The sequence below is a fragment of the Streptomyces sp. NPDC086519 genome (assembly GCF_040686075.1).
GTDB classification, from domain to species: domain Bacteria; phylum Actinomycetota; class Actinomycetes; order Streptomycetales; family Streptomycetaceae; genus Streptomyces; species Streptomyces shenzhenensis.
The window spans coordinates 458485-476069 of the sequence record NZ_JBFBJL010000001.1; the positions used below are offsets into that span (position 1 = coordinate 458485).

Below are 17585 nucleotides of genomic sequence, written 5' to 3' on the forward strand. Positions count from 1 at the left end.
CTCACACCGTCGCCACCACCGCGTACCGCTCGTCGTCCACTTCCTTCCCCCACAGCACCGCCTGCGCGGACAGCGGCTCCACGCGCAGGTCCGCGGCGAGCGGCGCGAGGAGGGCGGTGAGCCGGCCGGAGGGTATTCCGACAGGCGCACCGGGGGGAGTCACGGTCCCCCAGACCCCCTCCACCAGCACGAACCGCCCGCCAGGGCGCAGCAGGCCCCGCCAGTGCCGCAGCACGCGCGCGGGATCGGGCAGCGTCCACAGCACATGCCGCACCAGCACGGTGTCGAACAGCCGCTCGCCCACGGGCGGCGCCGCGGCGTCGCCGAGCAGGAACACCGCGTCACGGCCGGCGAGCTTGGCGCGGGCCCGCGCCACCATCGCCGGGGAGCTGTCCACCCCGGTGACGCGGTGGCCCTGCTCGGCAGCGAGGAGGGCGAGGCTGCCGGTGCCGCAGCCGAGGTCGAGGACATCGGCGGGGCGGCCGGGCAGCCACGCCCGGAGCCGCTCAGCCCAGGCCGCGCGCACCTCGGGCGTGCCCAGCCCATGATCAGGCTCCGCGTCGAAGGTGGCGGCCTCCGCATCCCAGTCGACACACACCGCAACTGTCTGATCACTGTCGTTCGTCATGCCCCCAGCGTGACACCCACCACTGACACTCGATCCGTGTGACAGCGACCACTGACAGACCGGCATCGATGAGGAACTCTCGCCACAAGGGTCTACCTCCGTGACAACGCGGAACTCGGTAGGCGCTGAAGGAGGCAGGCATGCGCCGCACAACCGTGCACAAGCCCCTGAAGAGGACGGACAGCCGTCGGATCCGCGAGGAGGCCGACGAGCGCCCCGCGGGACGCCCGGAGGTGCGGAAGGACATCGCACGCACCTGGTGGCCGGACGGCTGACCGTGCCGGTCTTCCCCGCGCCCTTTCAGCTCAGCCGCTTGCGGTAGTGGATGCGGTCGTAGGGCCCGTCCACACGCCGTTCGACGACTTCGTAGCCGTACCTCGGATACAGCTTCCGGTTCTCCCACATCAGCGCGTTGGTGTAGAGCCTGACCTCGGGCAGGCCCAGCGCACGCGCGCGTGCGTCCACGAAGGCCAGCAACCGCCGCCCCACCCCCGTGCCGTGCGCGTCGGGGTGGACGGCGACGCTGTCGAGGAACAGGTGGTCCTCGTGTGCCTCGATGACGACGAGCCCGATCACCGGCTCCCCGACGACGAACACCCGGCCCGCGGACACATTCGCCATGTGGTCCGCCTCCATGGGCTGCGGCACCACCCCGATCCGCGCGACGTAGGGGTGGTACGCCATGTCGGTCACGGCCTTCACGGCCGGCACGTCGGCGGCCCGGGCGGGCCGGATCTCGTCGTCCGTCATGGTGTGAACGCTAACTACCTCAGCGCAGTCTGAGCACTCCCTTAAGACGACCATAAGGATCTCCTTCGCCCGCTCCCAGCAGGCGATTCCACGGTTTCTTGGGGCTAGCTTTCTGATCGCCCCCACGGGATCCAGCCCGGCGGGACCGAGCCCGCCCCGAGGACCGTTCCGAGGAGTCCCGCATGCGCGCATCCCGCCGTCAGGTCGCCGCCGCGCCCGCGCCCGCCGGAAATCCGGCGACGACGCTCGCCGCGATCGGCGGCGACGGCTCCGCGCCGTACCTCGCGATCGGCGGGGCGGCCACCCTGGCACTGGGCTCCAGCGCGGTCTTCCTGTCGGTGCGGCGGCGGGCGCCCCGGCGCTGACCCTCATGGCTCCGGGGCCTGACCGGCGGCTCAGGCCGGACAGGCCCCGGCGGCGTTCAGTTGGGCCGTGGCTCAGCTGAACGCCGACGCGCAGGTGGTGGCGGTGGCGTGTGCCGGGTCGAGCGCGTTGGCCACCTCGTGGAAGGCGATGCGGTCGAAGAGCGCGATCGCCACGTGTTCGGAGAGGTCGAGCGAGCACAGGTCCTGGAGCAGGACGTTGTGGACGTCGGAGCCGGTCAGGTACTGGCTCTGCCAGGGCGTGGCCACCTCGTCGTACTTGGTGGCGACGACCGTGTAGTGCACTCCGGGGACGGTGTCGCCGCCCGCGTTGAGCTTGGTGAGGAAGGCGGAGCCGGGGATCTGGTCGGCGAGGCCGGGGGTGGTGGCCTTGATCAGGTCCGTGGCGCCGGGGAAGTACGGCAGCAGGTTGGTGAGGCCGCTGATGGTGGCGCCGTGGTTGTCGGGGGCGAGGCCGACGAGGGCGTTCACCTTGGCGGCGCCGCCGAGGAACTTCAGGTAGTAGCGGGGCATCATGCCGCCCTGGGAGTGGCCGACGAGATCGGCCTTGGCGGCGCCGGTCGCGGCGAGCACTTTGTCCACGAAGGCGGAGAGTTGCTCTGCCGACTTGTCGATGGGGCCGAGGCCGTAGAAGACGGGGACGCCGTCGAGCTGGCCGTAGTCGAGGGAGAAGACGCAGTAGCCGCGGTCCTCCAGATACGGGGCGAGGGAGAGCCAGTTGTCGACGGAGTTGCCAAGGGTGCCGTGGACCAGGATCACGGGGCGGGGGTGGGCGGCGGAGGGGCGGCAGGAGTAGTCGTTCCAGCCGGTGCTGGGGGCGCTCGACGCGTGGGCGGTGGCGGCGGGAACGGTGGCGACGGCGGCGGCCAGGAGTAGCGCGGTCAGGGGTCTGAGCACTCGTTTCCAGGGCAGCATCGAGTGATCTCCTTGCGGCTCAAGGGAGGTGCGACGGCCTTACGCCCTGTGATCCGGATCACGAGGATGCTGTTCACTCATCAAGTTACGGACGAGTAGTGGAAGCGTGAAGTTACGCGTCAGTAAAAACTTCCAGTGATAACCAGTGGCTCACCCGCGACCCTGACGAACCATCACCAGGCAGGGCTGATCGCAGCATAGGGAGCGATCCGCGCCAAATACCCACCCAACACCCGCACATCACCCTCGCCCAGCAGTTCGCCCCGCCCCCCACCACCCCTGCGGCCGGCGTCGGCCCGATGGCCGCGGCCCCGCGCGGGCGGCCGGCGTTCGGCTTGCCGCGCGGCAAGTAGCGCCGCTGTTCGCTCGCGGTGACCCGGCCGTCGCGTGATTCCCCGGGCGGAATTCAGCCCCGACGGGCACGGGCGGGTCGTACCGGGACGTGCATCAGGTCCGCGCCCAGGGGCACGCGGCCGCCGTAACCGGAACGGCGCGCGCCGTCCGAGAGCAGGCGCCGCCGCCAGGTCGCGTCCGGTACGGCGGCGGGGCCGCCCGGGCCCAGACGGGTTGCCACCAGGGCACCGGCGTCGGCCTCGGCGATCCGGCCGAGTTCAACGACGTCGGTGTGCGTGGCCAGGATGCGGTCGACCAGGGCTTGCGACGCCCCCAGGGCGGCCAGACCCGCGGGATACACGGCCTCGTGGACCAGGACGTCCGTGTGCCTGGCGAGGGTGACGAGGTTCGCGGTCACGGTCGTGTCGCCGGAGAACACGACGCTCACGGCGAGCCGTCGAACAGGACGATCAGTTCCGGCACAGCACCACGCCGAAGACGGTACGGAAGAACGCGTCCACGGCCGAAGCCGACTTGTCGGCGCGTGCGGCAATCAGCGTGCCCTCCCACGCACTGAGGATGAACAGCGCCGTGGCCTCGATGTCGAGATCACCGTCGAGGTCACCCGCTTCCTGGGCCTCGGCGAGCACCTGCCGGATCCGCGCCGCCCACCGGTCGAACCCCCGCTTGACCGCGGCCCGGATCTCCTCGTTGTGGTCGGCGACCTCCGCACCGAAGTTGCCTACCAGGCATCCACGGACGAACCCGTTGTCCACCGTGTCCTTGCTCAGGTACTCGAAGTGCGCCCGGAGCCTGTCCAGCGGGGGGCTGTCCGGCGCCATGAGCATGTCGAAACGCAAAGAGGCCCCGTACCGGTCCAGCGCCTCCAGGGCGCTCTCCTCCTTGCTGGAGAAGTGGTTGTAGAACGAGCCCTTGGGAACACCCGCGTCCTTGACGATGTCGCTGATACCCGTGGCGTTGAAGCCCTGCGCGTGGAACTGCCGGAAGGCCGCCTGCGCGATCTCCTCCCGCTTGGACGCTCGTCCCATCATTCCTACCTTCTGATGACGCGTCAGGCACCTCGTACGGCACCGGAGGTGTCTCCGCAGGTACGCGCGCGGCGAGAGGTCGTCGACGCGCGAGTCGTGGAAAGCGGCGCCGCCAATCAAGATGACCGACCATATTGTAGCCGGGAAGCCGCGCAACGGTCTTGAGTTCCTTTCCCCACCCGGCGCCACGAAGGCCGCACACTCCCGCCGGGACCATGATCCCGACGCGCCGAGCCCGCAGACGGGAACCACGCGGCACCGTATTGGCCGCCCCGCCGCGGGAGGAGGCACCTCACCCCTCGCGGCATCCACCGCGGGGCAGGGGTGCACCCGAGGACGGAGATGGGGTAGCGTTTTAAGACGACCGGTCATTTTGATAACTTCGCCGCCGAGCCGAGGCCGCGCCCGCCGCGGTGCGCCCTAAGCCGTCGGCCGCGGCACCCACCCCCTGCCCTCCCGGGCAGCACCACACTCAGGAGCAGTCGTGCCCACATACCGGGCCTTCGAGGCCACCGGCGTCCACAACCTCCAGTTGGTCGAGCGAGAGCTGACCGACCCCGCACCAGGCCAGGTACGCCTGCGTGTGGAGGCCTGCGGTGTCTGCCACACCGACGTGCTGGCCGTGGAGGGGTGGCGCGGCGACCCCTCACGCCCCGTCGTTCCCGGCCATGAGCTCGTCGGCGTCATCGACGCCGTCGGGGCAGGCGTCACCGCCTGGCAGCCCGGTGACCGTGTCGGCGTCGGCTTCCTGAACGGCCAGTGCTGGGAGTGCGAGCCGTGCCGCCGCGGTGACTTCGTGAACTGCACCAACCAGGAGCAGACCGGAACCACCGTCGACGGGGGGTACGCGGAGGTGGCCTATGCCCGGGCCAGCGGGCTGGTGCGGGTCCCCGACGGCATGTCCGCGATCGACGCCGCTCCGCTGCTGTGCGCCGGACTGACCAGCTTCAGCGCCCTCCAGCAGGGACCGACCAGAGCCGGCGCGCTGGTCGCCGTGCAGGGCATCGGCGGGCTGGGGCACCTGGCCCTGCAGTACGCACGCAGCCTCGGCTACCGGGTCGCCGCCGTGGCACGCGGGAAGGAGAAGGAGGCGTACGCACGGCAGCTCGGCGCCCACGAGTACATCGACAGCACCGCCACCGATCCCGGAACCGCACTCGGCGCCCTGGGCGGTGCTTCCCTCATCGTGGCCACGGCGTCCAGCGGCGCGTCGATGAATCCGCTGGTCCGCGGCCTCGCACCGAACGGCAGGCTCGTCGTGCTCGGTGCAGCGCCCGACCCGCTGACCGTCGCCACTCCTGACCTGATCTTCGGCACGCGCTCCCTGGTCGGCAGCCTGACCGGGTCGGCCATCGAGAACGAGGACAACCTCGCCTTCACGCTCGCCCACGGGATCCGCGCCAGCATCGAGGTCGTGCCCTTCACCCGGGCGCCGGAAGCCTACGAGCGCATGCTGTCAGGCGAGGCGCGCTTCCGCGTCGTGCTCGACGCGGCGGCCTGATCCCTGATGGCGCCGGGCGGAACGCCCCACCCCCTGCCGCCCCGCGGGCCGGCAGGGGCCCGGCGCCCCCGGCCGTCTCCGGCGGCCCGAAACGCCAAGGCGCTCGTCACGCCGCCGCCTTCGCCGTGGACAAGGGCGAGAAGAGCGCTGGAGCTGCCCACCGGTTTCCCCGGCGGCACGCTCGGCCCTGACTGCTCCAGCACTCGGCATCACCGCGGTTTCGGCGGTGCCGAGTCTCTTCAGGGACCAGCGGCGGTCGGCGCCCGGCACGCCCTGTACGTGCCCGTGTCAGCGCGCCTGCGCCGTGGGGGCCTCACTCCTGCGCTTGCGCGCTCGATAGGCGGCCGCCTTCACCCTGTTTCCGCACGGATCCATAGCGCACCACTCGCGGCGGCTTCCATGCGACCGGTCGACGTAGACCTGGGTGCACTCCGGCCTGCTGCACTCCTTGAGCAGCGCCGCGTCCGGTCCGCCGAGGAGCTGTATGGTCTGCCGGGCAATCGACGACAGAGCCTGCTGCGCCGTGGCTTCGATCCGTCGCCCCGTGTGGGTCAGCTGCGGGATGGCGGACGGGGTACGGGCCCTGTTGTTGACGAGCATGAGCGCGTCGGCGTCGTAGACGTCACCCGCCAGCCTGGCGACGATGAGCAGGTAGACCGCCTCGCGCAGTGCCACCGCCTCCTCCAGGTCGGCCGGCTTGCACGGCGTGTCCCCGTCCGCGATGCCGGACTCACGGAACCAGGCGTTGAGGCTTTCCGGCGAAGTGAGTACTTCGACGGGCTCGGCAGTGCGCCGCGCCCGCAGGGTTCCGACGAAGTCCAGCACCGGGTGACCACACTTGAAGACATGCATCATGTCACCAGTTTGACCAGTGATGGGCAAAAGGACAAAGAAGGCCCACAGCCGTGGGTATTCGGTTCGTCACGGCGCCCCCTACGCCGGGAGCCGTGCGGCCCGTGGCGTCAGCACCACTGGTGGCTACCGGTTGTGGTGTCCGAGGAGCACCCCCGGTGCGCGCGGGCTCCGCGGCCGTGCCCGCTGTGGCGGTCCGGCCCCGGCTCGACCGGGCCACCGGGGGCAGTGGAGGCATGAGGCCCGTGAGGCCAGGAGCCTCGACGCACTCCGCACCGTGCGGAACCCCACCCCGCACGTGTCCCGCAGGACCCGGTTCGACAGCCGCGCACAGGAACCCGCGCAGGCCCCCAGGCGGTGTCAGAACTCGACGAGGGCTGGCACCGCCGCCGTCACCGGCCGACAGGCACTGTCACTATGCACGCAGCCACCGGCCGGCACTCACAGGCCCAGGTCCAGGGCAAGGCACGAGAAGTGGTTCCAGGCGCCTTCGGGGTTGTAGGAGTCGGCCGCCGCACCGCTCGGCACCGCTTTCTTCTCCTCGACCATCTGATGGAAGCGGATACGCTCCGGCAGCCGGCCGAACCGCGCATGCCGCGCTGCCGCTGCCGCGTCCCTCACACCTTCGGCTTCCATGGTGCTTCCTCTCCGCCGTAGCGACCTGTCTTACCAGGGCTCGATGACACCAAGGCTGCACCGGCCGATCGTCACCTGTCAAGGCAGTGACGCACATGTTCGCCACCGCATCCGGCCCCAGCCGGACGGGGGTCGTCCCGCCTCGGTGCCGCCGCGCGCGGGCGCTCCGCGAGGCGGCGCCCCCAGCGGCAACCGCCTCGTCCCAGGCGAGTCCTCCGTTCGCCGAACGCGGCTACGGGCGGGTGACCGTCACCTGCATCGCCCGCGGCGGCCGGCGTGGCCTCCAAGGCCGCCTTCCGGCGAGCCGACCAGTCAGTCAGCCAGAGTCGCTGGCCGTACAGCCTTCAGCCCGAAGCGACAGCGGGCGCGGTCGGCGGCCGCCTCGGCTGCTCGGGCGCGATCGTCGCCGGGATCCAGGGAGAGCTGGCGGTAGGCATCGCCCTCAGGCAGCAGGGCGTCTGCGCGGACCGCGAAAGCGCGGACCCTTGCGCGCTGCAGCCCCAGCGCGTTCAGCAGACCCAAAGCACTTGCCGCGAGGGCGGGCGAGTGGCTGGTCGGCTCCGGCAGTGTGCGGGTGCGCGTGGTGGAGCTGCGGTCGGCATACCGCACCGTGAGGGTGAGCCGACCGGCGATCCGGTGTTCGCCGCGCAGACGTTGTCCGATCTGGTCGGCGAGTTCCAGGACGGCTCGGTGATGCCGCGCCGGGTCGAGGCAGTCCCGTTCCAGCACGAGGTCGGCGGCCAGGTGCGCCGCCGGTTCCGAGGGGGTGACCGGGCGGGGGTCGTGGCCGCGGGCGCGTTCGGCCAGCAGCCGGGCGGGGCCCGCGCCGAGGAGCCGTTGCAGGGTCCCCGCGGGCAGGTCGGCGATCTGGCCGATGGTGTGCAGACCGTACCTGCGAAGCGTTTCCGCCGTGCCGCGGCCGACCCCGGGCAACGCGGTGACCGGCCGCGGATACAGCCAGTCAGCCGCTTGCCCGACGGGAACCCAGGTGGTGTCCCCGGGCCCGGACGCGTCGGCAGCCATGGCCGCCAGCATGCGGTTGCCCGCGAGCCCGGCGCTGCTGTCGATGCCGTAGAGGGCCTTCAGTCTCATCTTCGCCAACTGCACTACGTCGTAAGGGGACAGTCCGAAGTACCGGAGCGCCGACGTCAGGTCGAGCTGGACGGCGTCGGGCGGAACGGCCTGGACGTGCGGCGTGATTCCAGACATCAGTTCGATTACATCGCCGTACTGGGCCTCGGTCAGTGCCGCGTGCAGGTGGAGGTGGGCGATGTGCCGCCGCCGCGCGCTCGTCCCCGTCTTCCCGCTCATCCCGCTCATCCCGCTCATCCCGCGCTCCCGGGGCTTCGGTGGCCGAACTTCTTCAGGTCGGCCGAGCGGGTGCCGGCGGGCTGGAGGTCGGCGTACGGGTGCAGGCGGGCGCCCGCCGTGCCGTCGGCCAGGGTGCGCCGCGGCTGGGCGGGGGTCGGGTGCGGGCGGCGGGCGCCGAGCAGGGCGAGGGCGGCCTCGGGGCCGTTGTCGCGGCGGGCGGCGGCGATCTCGTCCAGGTCCCAGGCCATCGCGCCGACGACGGTACGACGGCTGCCGCGGACCTGGACCGTGCCGCGGACGAGGAGCAGCCCGCTGTGGAAGACGGTGTGTGCGCACGCCGGGTGCGAGTCCTCGAAGAAGGCCAGGTCGACCAGGCCGGACCCGTCCTCCAGCGTGACGAAGATGATCCGCCTGCCGCTCGCGATCGGCGGGGTCTGGGTGGAAGCCCGTACACCCGCGACCAGGACCTGCTGACCGGCACGCATACCGGCCAGGTGCGCCGCGTCGGTCGCGCCGATCTCGCGCAGCAGCCGGTGGTGATGCTCCATCAGGTGCCGGGAGACGTCGATGCCGAGCGTGCTCAGCTCGGCGCTCAGGGCCTCGCGACCGGTCATCTCCGGCAGCCCGCTCGGCTCGGCCCCGCCGACGGCGTCCGCGGTGAGGGGCAGCTGACCCTCGTGCGCGGACCGGTTGCGGGACTGGCGATGGAGTTCGGCGATCTGGAGCAGCAGGTCACGCCGGGTGAGGCGGCCGTCGTGCAGACCGTTCAGGGCGCCGATCTCGGCGAGGCGCTCGGCGACCGGCCTGCTGGGGCGGGCCCGCTGCCAGAAGTCCGACAGCGAACCGTACGGCTGCCCCTCCTCGATCCGGGCGCACTCCGCCTCGCTGATGCCGTGCACCGCGGACAGTGCCAGCCGCACGCCCCACCGGTCTCCGTCGGTTTTCTCCACGGTGTGCCGCACCCGGGAGTTGTTGATGTCGACGGGCAGGACGGGGACATCGCGGCGGCGGGCGTCGGAGACGAGGACCCGCTTGGGCCACATCCCGGGGTCGTGTTCGAGGAGCCCGGCCAGCAGGAACGCCGGGTAGTGCGCCTTGAGCCAGGCGCTCTGCAGGGCGGGTACGGCGAAGGCGACCGCGTGGGCGCGGCAGAAGCCGTACGCCCCGAAGGCCTCGACGGTCTTCCACACCTCGTCCCGCACGGCCGCGCTGTAGCCACGCGCGCCGGCCCGCTGGTGGAACCAGTCCCTGATCCTGGGCAGCTGCTCCTTGTCGCCGAGCGCCCGCCGGGTGACCTCGCCGAAGGCCCGGTCACAGCCGGTCAGCACCCGCAGGGTCTCGATGATCTGCTCGTGCCAGATGGTCACGCCGTAGGTGTCCGCGAGCACCGGCTCCAGGTCGGGGTGCGCATACCCGGGTGAACCGCCATGACGGGCGGCGATGTACCGCTCGGGCATGCCGCCGGCGACCGGGCCGGGACGGAAGAGGCTGATGTCGGCGATGACGTCCTGCACGTCGCGGGGCTGGAGCCGGGACAGCAGGTCCTGCTGACCGGGCGACTCCAGCTGGAACAGGCCCAGGGTCTGGCTGGACTGGATGAGCTTGAAGGCGAAGACGTCGTCGAGCGGTACCTGTTCGGGGTCGTCCAGGTCGATACGGCTGCCGGTGGTCCGTTCGATCTCGGTGACGGCGTGCGCCATCGCGGACTGCATCCGGACGCCCAGGACGTCGAGTTTGATGTTGCCGAGCGCTTCGATCTCCTCCTTCGCGGCCATGGCCATCGGGTAGTCGCCCTGCGGTGTGGGCTGCACCGGCAGCCGGTCCAGGAGGGTGGCGTCGCTGATGACCACGCCGCAGGGATGCATGGCCATGCCGTGGACCAGCGAGTCGAGGCCCTCGGCGAGCTCCCACAGGGGGCCGTACCGGTGGGCCTCGGCGGCCAGTTGCCGCAGTTCGGGCAGTTCGGCGAGGGCGCCGGTGATGTCGCAGGCGCGCAGGTGCGGGAAGCTCTTGGCGATCCGGTCGACGTCGGCGGGCGCGATGCCGAGGGCGAGGCCGGTGTCGCGCAGGGCGCGGCGGGCGCGGTAGGTCTCGGGCATCGCGGTGACCGCCACCCGCTCCTTGCCGAAGCGTTCGAAGATCGTGTCGTAGCACTCCAGGCGCCGGGCGGACTCCACGTCGATGTCGATGTCGGGCAGCGACTCCCGGCGCCTGCTCAGGAAGCGTTCGAACAGCAGGCTGTGGTCGAGCGGGTTGGCGGTGGCGATGTCCAGGGCGTGGCAGACCAGGGAGCCGGCGCCGGAGCCGCGGGCGGCGACCCGGATGCCCTTGGCCCGGATGTCGGCGACGACCTGCCCGACGGCGAGGAAGTACGCGGCGTAGTTCCAGTGGGAGATGACGGCGAGCTCCTCGTCCATTCGGGCGAGTGCCTCCCGGTCGCGGTCGAGGCCGCGGCGGACCAGGCCGGCCTCGCAGCGCAGGCGGAGCAGCCGGGCCGCGCCGCCGGCTTCCGGCTCGGCGCCGAAGAGTGCCGGTTCGGGGAGGTGGGGGGTGCCGAGACCGAGGTCGGCCGCCGGGTCGACGGTGCACGCGGTCGCGGTGGCCGCGGTGTCCGCCATCAGCCGGCGGGCCCGGCGGTCGTCCGCTCCGGCGCATTCGGCGACCATGCGGGCGACGGCCGCCATTCCCCTCTCGTCCCTGAGCCAGCGCTGTCCGCTGTCCAGCCGGCGCCGGTCGATCGGCCGTAGCAGGCGTGCGGCGTCCAGGACGTCGGCGAGGCGGTGCTGGTCGGGGTCGGCGTAGCGGACGGCGTTGGAGAGCACCGCGGTGGTGCGGGTGCGGTCGGCCAGCGCGAGGGTGCGGGCGGCCAGGCGCAGGGATCCAGGACCGGTGCCGGAACGTTTCTGCGCGACGGCTTCCAATCGAACATCCTTCCCGAAGATCTCCTGCCAGGACGCCAGCAGCCGCACCGCGACGTCCTCCCGGCCCGCCGACAGCGCCCGCACCGGCTCCGAGAGCGGCCCGAGCAGCACGGTCAGGCCGGGGCCGCCGTGCTCGCGCAGCGCCTCCCACGGCACCACCGGCGGCGTACCGGACACGGCGCCGACGTGGGCGGCCGACGTGATCCGGCACAGCCGGGCCCAGCCCGCCCGGTCCTGGGCGAGCAGCACGAACCGCAGCGGCGGCTCGACCACGTGCGCGCCGCCGCGCGCCGGGGTGCGCCGGGGGACGGGCGGCGCGGGCGCCAGCGCCGCCACCGCCAGATCGATGCCGAAGACCGGCCGGACCCCGTCCTTCGCACAGGCCTGTGCGAATCGAACAGCCCCGGTGACCGTGTCCCGGTCGGTGAGCGCGAGCGCGGACATGCCCCGCTCGGCCGCCCGCCGGACGAGCTGCTCGGGGTGGGAGGCGCCGTAGCGGGCGGAGTAACCGGACGCGACGTGCAGATGGGCGAAGCCCGTCATGCCGCACCTCCATCACTCCACCCCTTTTCTGAACATACGCCCTATATGTTCATCGCACTCGCGTTCGATTACTCTAACCCCATCAGCCCCGGTCAGCGACCCGCAAGCGACTTATATTCGAACGCATCAGCGATTTATTGAAGGACGGGCGTCGCCCGAAACAGGCACCGCCCCGTCAGCCCTCCGGCCGGGCACCGCAGTTGAGGAGGACCGCCCCCGCGCCGCACACCTCGCCGTGGCCACTCGGCATTCCAGGGAACGCATCGACGACTATCTGCGACACGAGCAGCACTCGCCGTAGTCGATGGTGGCCGGCTCCCAGGCGATCGCCGTCGGCCCTCAGGGGCGCCACCGCCACACGCGATCGGCGGACCCGGCTGCGCTCCGGGATCGCGGGAGCCCCCCGGCCGGGGCACACCCGGCGCCGGAGCATGGCGAAGGCCTCGCCCCCCTCGGAAGCCGGAAGGGGCGAGGCCGCACGGGGATACGACGCGTCCGGCCGGCCCGGGCGCCGACGGCTGTCAGCCGATCCGGGCCCCCGTCGCCGTCAGCGCCTCTGTCACCGGCTGGAAGAACGTCTCCCCGCCAAGGGTGCAGTCGCCGCTGCCGCCGGAGGTCAGGCCGATGGCGTTGCCCCCGGAGAAGAGGGGGCCGCCGCTGTCGCCGGGTTCGGCGCACACGTCGGTCTGGATGAGGCCGCTCACCGTGCCCTCGGAGTAGTTCACGGTGGCGTCGAGGCCGGTGACCGTCCCGTCGTGGACCTGGGTGGTGGAGCCGCTGCGGGTCACCTTCATGCCGACGGTCGCCTCGGCCGCGCCGGTGATCTGCCGGACGGAGCCGTCGTAGAGGTCGACCGCGCTCGGGCGGGCCGCGTCCGAGGTGTACTTGACCAGGCCGAAGTCGTTGCCCGGGAAACTGGACCGGGCGTTCCGGCCGATCACGTTCCCGGCGGGGTCCGACCAGGTGGAGACGGCCTCGGTGCAGTGCCCGGCGGTCAGGAAGTACGGCTCGCCGTCCTTGACCACGTTGAAGCCGAGGGAGCAGCGCCCGCCCGAGCCGGTGATGGCGTCGCCGCCGGCGATGGAGGGCTTGAACTCCCCGTGTGAGCGGCGCAGTTCGGCCTTGCCGCCGAGTCCGTCGACGACCTTGGTGAGCTTGGCCAGGTCGGTCCCGGTGACCGTCCGGTCGGCGGTGACGACGACCTTGTCGCCGACCGGGTCGGTCGCCCACGAGGTGCCCGGGATGGTCGCGCCCCGCCTGAGCGTGGTGCGCGCGCCGTCGAGTTCGGCGAGGGAGTTGGCGACGAGTCTCGCCCTGGCCCCGGCCGCCTCGACGGCCTTGGCGGCGGTGCCGTCGAGCACGTTGACGACCAGGTTCTTCGACCGGGCGTCGTAGTAGGTGCCCGCCGTGTCGGTGCCGAGGTCGGCGGTGAGCGTCGAGGCGAGCTTTCCGGCCGCCGGGACGGACAGGACCTGCGGTACGCCGGCCATGGCGGGCTCGCTCGCGTTAGCACTCTGGAAGGTCGCTCCGGCGGCGACGAGCGCGGCGACACCCGCGCCGGTGAGCGCCGCCCGGCGCCGGGGCATGCGTCGGTGCTTCACCTCACGTCCTCCTGTGGGGGGCGGCCCGCAAGGCGGTGGGGACCTCAAGGGCCGGAAGGCTGGTTGACGGCCGCCTACTATTCCGAGCCCCGCAGGAAGCGCACAAGGTCGACTCCAGGTCTCGCGTGCGCGGAGGTTGTGCGCCCCCGGTGCGCGGACCGCTCACAGTTCACCGTCGCCCGCGGAGAGTTCGCGGTGCAAACACCACGGGCCGCCCGCGGACGGCGGGCAGCGACGTCCGCCCCCCGGCTACCCCTGGCCGCCCTGGCCGGAACTCGCCCCTGCCGACCCGCCGGCCCCATCGCCCCCTGCCGTCGGGGGCAGTTGCTGCTGTGCCCGCTCCAGGAACCGCAGCAGCTCCACCGGGAACGGCAGCACCAGCGTCGAGTTCTTCTCGGCGGCGACCGCCACCACCGTCTGCAGCAGCCGCAGTTGGAGTGCGGCGGGCTGCTCCGACATCTCCTTGGCGGCCTCGGCGAGCTTCTTGGATGCCTGCAGTTCGGCGTCGGCGTTGATGACGCGGGCCCGGCGCTCCCGGTCGGCCTCGGCCTGCCGGGCCATGGACCGCTTCATGGTCTCGGGCAGCGAGACGTCCTTGATCTCGACGCGGTCGATGGTGACCCCCCACTCCACGGCCGGGCTGTCGATCATCAACTCCAGGCCCTGGTTGAGCTTTTCGCGGTTGGACAGCAGGTCGTCCAGCTCGCTCTTGCCGATGATGGACCTGAGCGAGGTCTGCGCCATCTGCGAGACCGCGAACCGGTAGTCCTCCACCCGGACCACCGCCTCGGCGGGCGAGGTCACCCTGAAGTAGACGACGGCGTCGACGCGCACGGTCACGTTGTCCCGGGTGATGCCCTCCTGCGCGGGCACGGGCATCGTGACGATCTGCATGTTGACCTTCTGGAGCCGGTCCACGAACGGGAGGATCATGGTGAACCCGGGTCCACGCACCTCCGGTCGGAGCCGGCCGAGCCGGAAGACCACGCCCCGCTCGTACTGTTTGACGACCCGTGCCGCGGACATCGCGTAGACCGCTCCGACGGACACGAGAGCGGCTGCGGCCGCCGCCAGCGCCTCGACCATGCCGGCCCCCAGGGGGTGACTGACTTCAACGGTCCTTCGACCGTAACTCCCGGTTCGGACAAGAGCGAGCCCCCGTACGCCGGTTGCGTACGGGGGCCCGCCGGGAGCCGATCCGAAGGATCGTCAGCCGACGCTCACGCCGTAGTAGCTCAGCGCCTCGGTGACCGGCTGGAAGAAGGTCGTACCGCCGGAGGTGCAGTCGCCGCTGCCGCCGGAGGTCAGACCGTACGCCACGGAACCCGCGTAGAGCGGGCCGCCGCTGTCGCCGCCCTCGGCGCAGACCGTGGTCTGGATCATGCCGTAGACGATGTCACCGCTGCCGTAGTTGACGGTGGCGTTGAGCGCGGTGACCCGGCCGCTGTGGGTGCCGGTGGTCGAACCGCGGCGGTACACCGTCGTCCCGACGCTGGGCGTGGCCGCGCTGGAGATGGTCTGGCTGCCGACCGCGCTCGGGTGCGCGATCGAGCTGTTGGTGTACTTCACCAGCGCGAAGTCGTTCGTCGGGAAGCTGTAGCTGACGTTCGTGCCCAGGACGGTGGTGTGCCCGGAGTTGCTGTACCAGGTCGAGGCCACCTGACCGCAGTGCCCGGCGGTCAGGAAGTAGTACGTGCTCCCGCTGTGCACGTTGAAGCCGAGCGAGCAGCGGTAGGCGCCGCCGTAGATGGCGTCCCCGCCGGTGATCAGCTTCCGGAACGTGCCGTTGGTGTGCTTGATGGTGAGCGCGCCGGCGTCGGCGCCCGCCTGCCGCTTGATCTTGGCGATCTCGGCGTTGGAGACCGTGTTGTCGACGGTGACGACGACACGGTTGGTCTTGCTGTCGACGGACCAGGCGGTGCCGGGGACGTCCGCCTTCAGAACGGAGCTGTTCACTGCCTTCAGCTCGGTGGCGCTGAAGGTGTGGGTGGTGCTCGCGCTCGCGGTGGGGACGGCGAACGCGACCGCGGCCAGGAAGCCGGTGCCCACGGCGGTCAGCCGGGTCCGTCTCGTGACACCGCTGCGGGGGGTCGTGCGCTTGATCCTCACTTTTCGTTCCCTCCCAGGGGAAGTCGGGGGCCCGCGTGGGGTCGGGGCCCGTGAGGCGCAGCCAGGGGATGGCGCCCGGATTTCGGACGCGCATGTCCCTGACAAGCGCTGAGGGGGAGTATTCGGGCGAACGACCGGTACCCGCAAGGGTGCCTTTCGGCCGCCCGGCCGGGTGCGAACCACGCCGACTTTGGGTGATCTCGTCGCGGTCCGGACCAGTTGACGCCCCGTCGAATATCCGTCGCAGGCCTCAGACGAGGCGGCGCTCCCCCGCCTCGACCGCGAGGTCCAGCGTGTTGCCCGGCGGCGGGAAAGGGCAGATGAAGTGGTCCGCGAAGGCGCACTGCGGCAGTTGTGCCCGGTTGAAGTCGACGGTGGTGGAGCCGTCGGCGGCCGGGGCGGCCGAATAGAGGAACCTGAACCGGAAGCTGGTGACCCCGCTGGTGGTGTCGGCGAAGACCGCCCACAGCCGGCCGTCGGCCTGCTCGGCGACCTGGAGCGTCAGCTCCCGCCCGGCCACGGTGAAGCCGAGTTCCCCGGCGAGCACGAGCGCGCGCTCCACCCCGTCCGCGGTGCCGACGCGAACGGTGCGCGGGTCGTCGTCGTACGGCGTGAAGTGTCCCGGCACCGACCAGCGCGGGTCGTACGGGGTGGCGTCGATGCCCCGGAAGGCGCGACGGGTCCCGGCGGCCGGGTCGTACTCCCGTACCCCCCAGACGCCCTCGCGGACCAGCACGACCAGCCGGCGCCCGCCCCACGTGACCCGGGCCGAGGGTTCGGGGTCGGCGGCGAGCCGGATCTCACCGGCGAAGGGCTCGCCGTCCAGGGCCAGGCCGTCGGCCGCCGTCGCGGTGAGCACCACGCCGTCGTCGTCGGCGGTCCAGACTCCGGGGACGGCCGGGAGCCGGCCGTCCGGGTGGTCCTCGATCCAGTGGCTGCCGACCAGCGCGAGCGGCCCGTACGGCGCCGCCACCGTCTCCTCGCGGTGTTCGTGCCAGCGCTTCCAGTCGCCGGACGCGTCCGCGTTCATATGATCAGTCCTTCCATCGCTTTCGTCACGACTCACGTCATGTCTCTCAGGTGCGCAAGGGGCTTCAGGGCGCCGCGAGCTGCCCGGCGGGCCGGGCGAGGCCGAGGTGCTCGCGCAGGGTGCTGCCCGGGTAGAAGGTGCGGAACAGGCCGCGGTGCTGGAGGAGCGCCACGGTGCCGTTGACCAGCCGCTCCAGGTCGCGGCGCGGTTCGGCGGGGACCAGGTGGAAGCCGTCGGCGGCACCGTCACCGTGCCAGCCGGCGACCAGTTCCGCCAGATCCACCGGGCCGCCCCGGTAGAGCGGCCCCTGCGCGGTCTGCCGGGGCCCGCCGCCACCGTGCCCCGGCTCGGCCGCGCGCTCCCCGTCGCCCAGATCCACCACCAGGCTCACCAATACCCGCAGCACTTCCGGATCCCGTCCGAACTCCCGTGCGTGGGAGCGCAGTTCGGCCCGCACGGCGGCGGCCTGCGCGGAGCTCGCGGCCCGTACCAGGGCGACATCGGCGTACCGGGCGGTGGCCTGCCGGGCGGCGGGCTCGGTGGCGTCGGCCATGCGGACCGGCTGCTCCGGGGCGGGTCCCGGGACGGGCCCCGGTGCCTCGCTCCACCGGCCGGCCCGGCCCCGGCTGACCCGGTCGAGGTGGGCGACGGCGGCCTCGGGGGCGGTCGTGACCGGCACCAGCCCGATCCGCCGGGTGGCCGGGGCCACCTGCGCCAGCACGGTGAGCGCGTCGGTCTCCGGCCACCCGAACCGGTCGTCGAGCGTCACGAAGTCCAGGCCCCCGCTCTCGGCGAGCCGGACCAGCTCGACGTGACGCCCCGCGTCGTACACGCCGGCCTGGTCCACGGCGGCGGCCAGATGCAGCAGCCCCCGGCCGTACGAGCCGCTCATCACCACGAACCTCCCGGTAGGACACCTGTTGCCCGACGCCGCCGCGATCGCTTCCCAGCGCCACCGCGGCCTCTCTTCGCCGTCGGAACCCCTCTTCGCCGCATCGGCGTCGAGCCGAGGCAGCGGTGTCC

16 protein-coding genes and 1 pseudogene are annotated in these 17585 nt (G+C 72.0%); 3 read left to right on the forward strand and 14 right to left on the reverse strand.

The window, feature by feature from the left end; genetic code table 11:
• Position 1: 1 nt before the first annotated feature.
• A complete protein-coding gene (locus AB0P24_RS02140; RefSeq protein ID WP_365790081.1) occupies positions 2–628 on the reverse strand; it encodes a class I SAM-dependent methyltransferase in 627 nt (208 codons plus the stop codon).
• A 140-nt stretch (positions 629–768) separates the two neighbouring features.
• Between AB0P24_RS02140 and AB0P24_RS02145 the strand changes: the two genes are divergently transcribed.
• A complete protein-coding gene (locus tag AB0P24_RS02145) occupies positions 769–903 on the forward strand; it encodes a hypothetical protein (protein WP_365790083.1) in 135 nt (44 codons plus the stop codon).
• A gap of 25 nt (positions 904–928) precedes the next feature.
• Here the strand turns inward: AB0P24_RS02145 and AB0P24_RS02150 are convergent, their stop codons facing one another.
• The gene (locus AB0P24_RS02150) at positions 929–1378 is read right to left on the reverse strand and encodes a GNAT family N-acetyltransferase (protein ID WP_365790085.1); all 450 of its coding nucleotides are present in this window, start codon (positions 1376–1378) and stop codon (positions 929–931) included.
• 245 nt (positions 1379–1623) lie between these two features.
• Here AB0P24_RS02150 and AB0P24_RS02155 point away from each other — a divergent pair.
• Positions 1624–1743, forward strand: a pseudogene (locus AB0P24_RS02155) (chitin-binding protein); the annotation flags it as partial.
• Positions 1744–1815: 72 nt separating this feature from the next.
• Here the strand turns inward: AB0P24_RS02155 and AB0P24_RS02160 are convergent.
• The 3 genes from AB0P24_RS02160 to AB0P24_RS02170 all read right to left on the reverse strand — a co-directional run bounded on the left by AB0P24_RS02160 (position 1816) and on the right by AB0P24_RS02170 (position 4058).
• Positions 1816–2676: an alpha/beta fold hydrolase gene (locus tag AB0P24_RS02160; RefSeq protein ID WP_181806920.1), complete on the reverse strand. Its 861-nt coding sequence runs from the start codon at positions 2674–2676 to the stop codon at positions 1816–1818.
• A gap of 406 nt (positions 2677–3082) precedes the next feature.
• A complete protein-coding gene (locus AB0P24_RS02165; RefSeq protein WP_365790087.1) occupies positions 3083–3457 on the reverse strand; it encodes a hypothetical protein in 375 nt (124 codons plus the stop codon).
• Positions 3458–3479: 22 nt separating this feature from the next.
• Entirely contained in the window at positions 3480–4058 is a 579-nt protein-coding gene (locus tag AB0P24_RS02170) for a TetR family transcriptional regulator C-terminal domain-containing protein (protein WP_365790090.1), read from the reverse strand.
• Positions 4059–4542: 484 nt separating this feature from the next.
• Between AB0P24_RS02170 and AB0P24_RS02175 the strand changes: the two genes are divergently transcribed.
• Positions 4543–5559, forward strand: coding sequence for an alcohol dehydrogenase catalytic domain-containing protein (locus AB0P24_RS02175; protein WP_365790092.1), 1017 nt, complete (start codon positions 4543–4545; stop codon positions 5557–5559).
• A 288-nt stretch (positions 5560–5847) separates the two neighbouring features.
• Here the strand turns inward: AB0P24_RS02175 and AB0P24_RS02180 are convergent, their stop codons facing one another.
• From AB0P24_RS02180 to AB0P24_RS02220, 9 genes are all read right to left on the reverse strand, one after another.
• A complete protein-coding gene (locus AB0P24_RS02180; RefSeq protein ID WP_365790174.1) occupies positions 5848–6411 on the reverse strand; it encodes a CGNR zinc finger domain-containing protein in 564 nt (187 codons plus the stop codon).
• Positions 6412–6852: 441 nt separating this feature from the next.
• A complete protein-coding gene (locus tag AB0P24_RS02185; RefSeq protein ID WP_365790094.1) occupies positions 6853–7047 on the reverse strand; it encodes a hypothetical protein in 195 nt (64 codons plus the stop codon).
• Between the two features lie 312 nt (positions 7048–7359).
• Complete coding sequence (locus AB0P24_RS02190) at positions 7360–8367, reverse strand: ImpB/MucB/SamB family protein (RefSeq protein ID WP_365790176.1); 1008 nt, start codon at positions 8365–8367, stop codon at positions 7360–7362.
• A 5-nt stretch (positions 8368–8372) separates the two neighbouring features.
• Complete coding sequence (gene dnaE / locus AB0P24_RS02195) at positions 8373–11822, reverse strand: DNA polymerase III subunit alpha (protein WP_365790096.1); 3450 nt, start codon at positions 11820–11822, stop codon at positions 8373–8375.
• Between the two features lie 521 nt (positions 11823–12343).
• The gene (locus AB0P24_RS02200) at positions 12344–13423 is read right to left on the reverse strand and encodes a S1 family peptidase (RefSeq protein WP_365790098.1); all 1080 of its coding nucleotides are present in this window, start codon (positions 13421–13423) and stop codon (positions 12344–12346) included.
• Between the two features lie 249 nt (positions 13424–13672).
• Positions 13673–14509, reverse strand: a complete 837-nt coding sequence (locus AB0P24_RS02205) for a slipin family protein (protein ID WP_365790100.1) — start codon at positions 14507–14509, stop codon at positions 13673–13675.
• A gap of 123 nt (positions 14510–14632) precedes the next feature.
• On the reverse strand, positions 14633–15532 hold the full coding sequence (locus AB0P24_RS02210; protein ID WP_365790102.1) for a S1 family peptidase: 900 nt from the start codon (positions 15530–15532) through the stop codon (positions 14633–14635).
• 250 nt (positions 15533–15782) lie between these two features.
• Positions 15783–16562 (reverse strand): DUF1684 domain-containing protein, encoded by a 780-nt coding sequence (locus tag AB0P24_RS02215; protein WP_365790105.1) that lies wholly within the window; start codon positions 16560–16562, stop codon positions 15783–15785.
• A 64-nt stretch (positions 16563–16626) separates the two neighbouring features.
• Entirely contained in the window at positions 16627–17454 is an 828-nt protein-coding gene (locus tag AB0P24_RS02220) for an LLM class flavin-dependent oxidoreductase (protein ID WP_365790107.1), read from the reverse strand.
• Positions 17455–17585 lie beyond the last annotated feature (131 nt).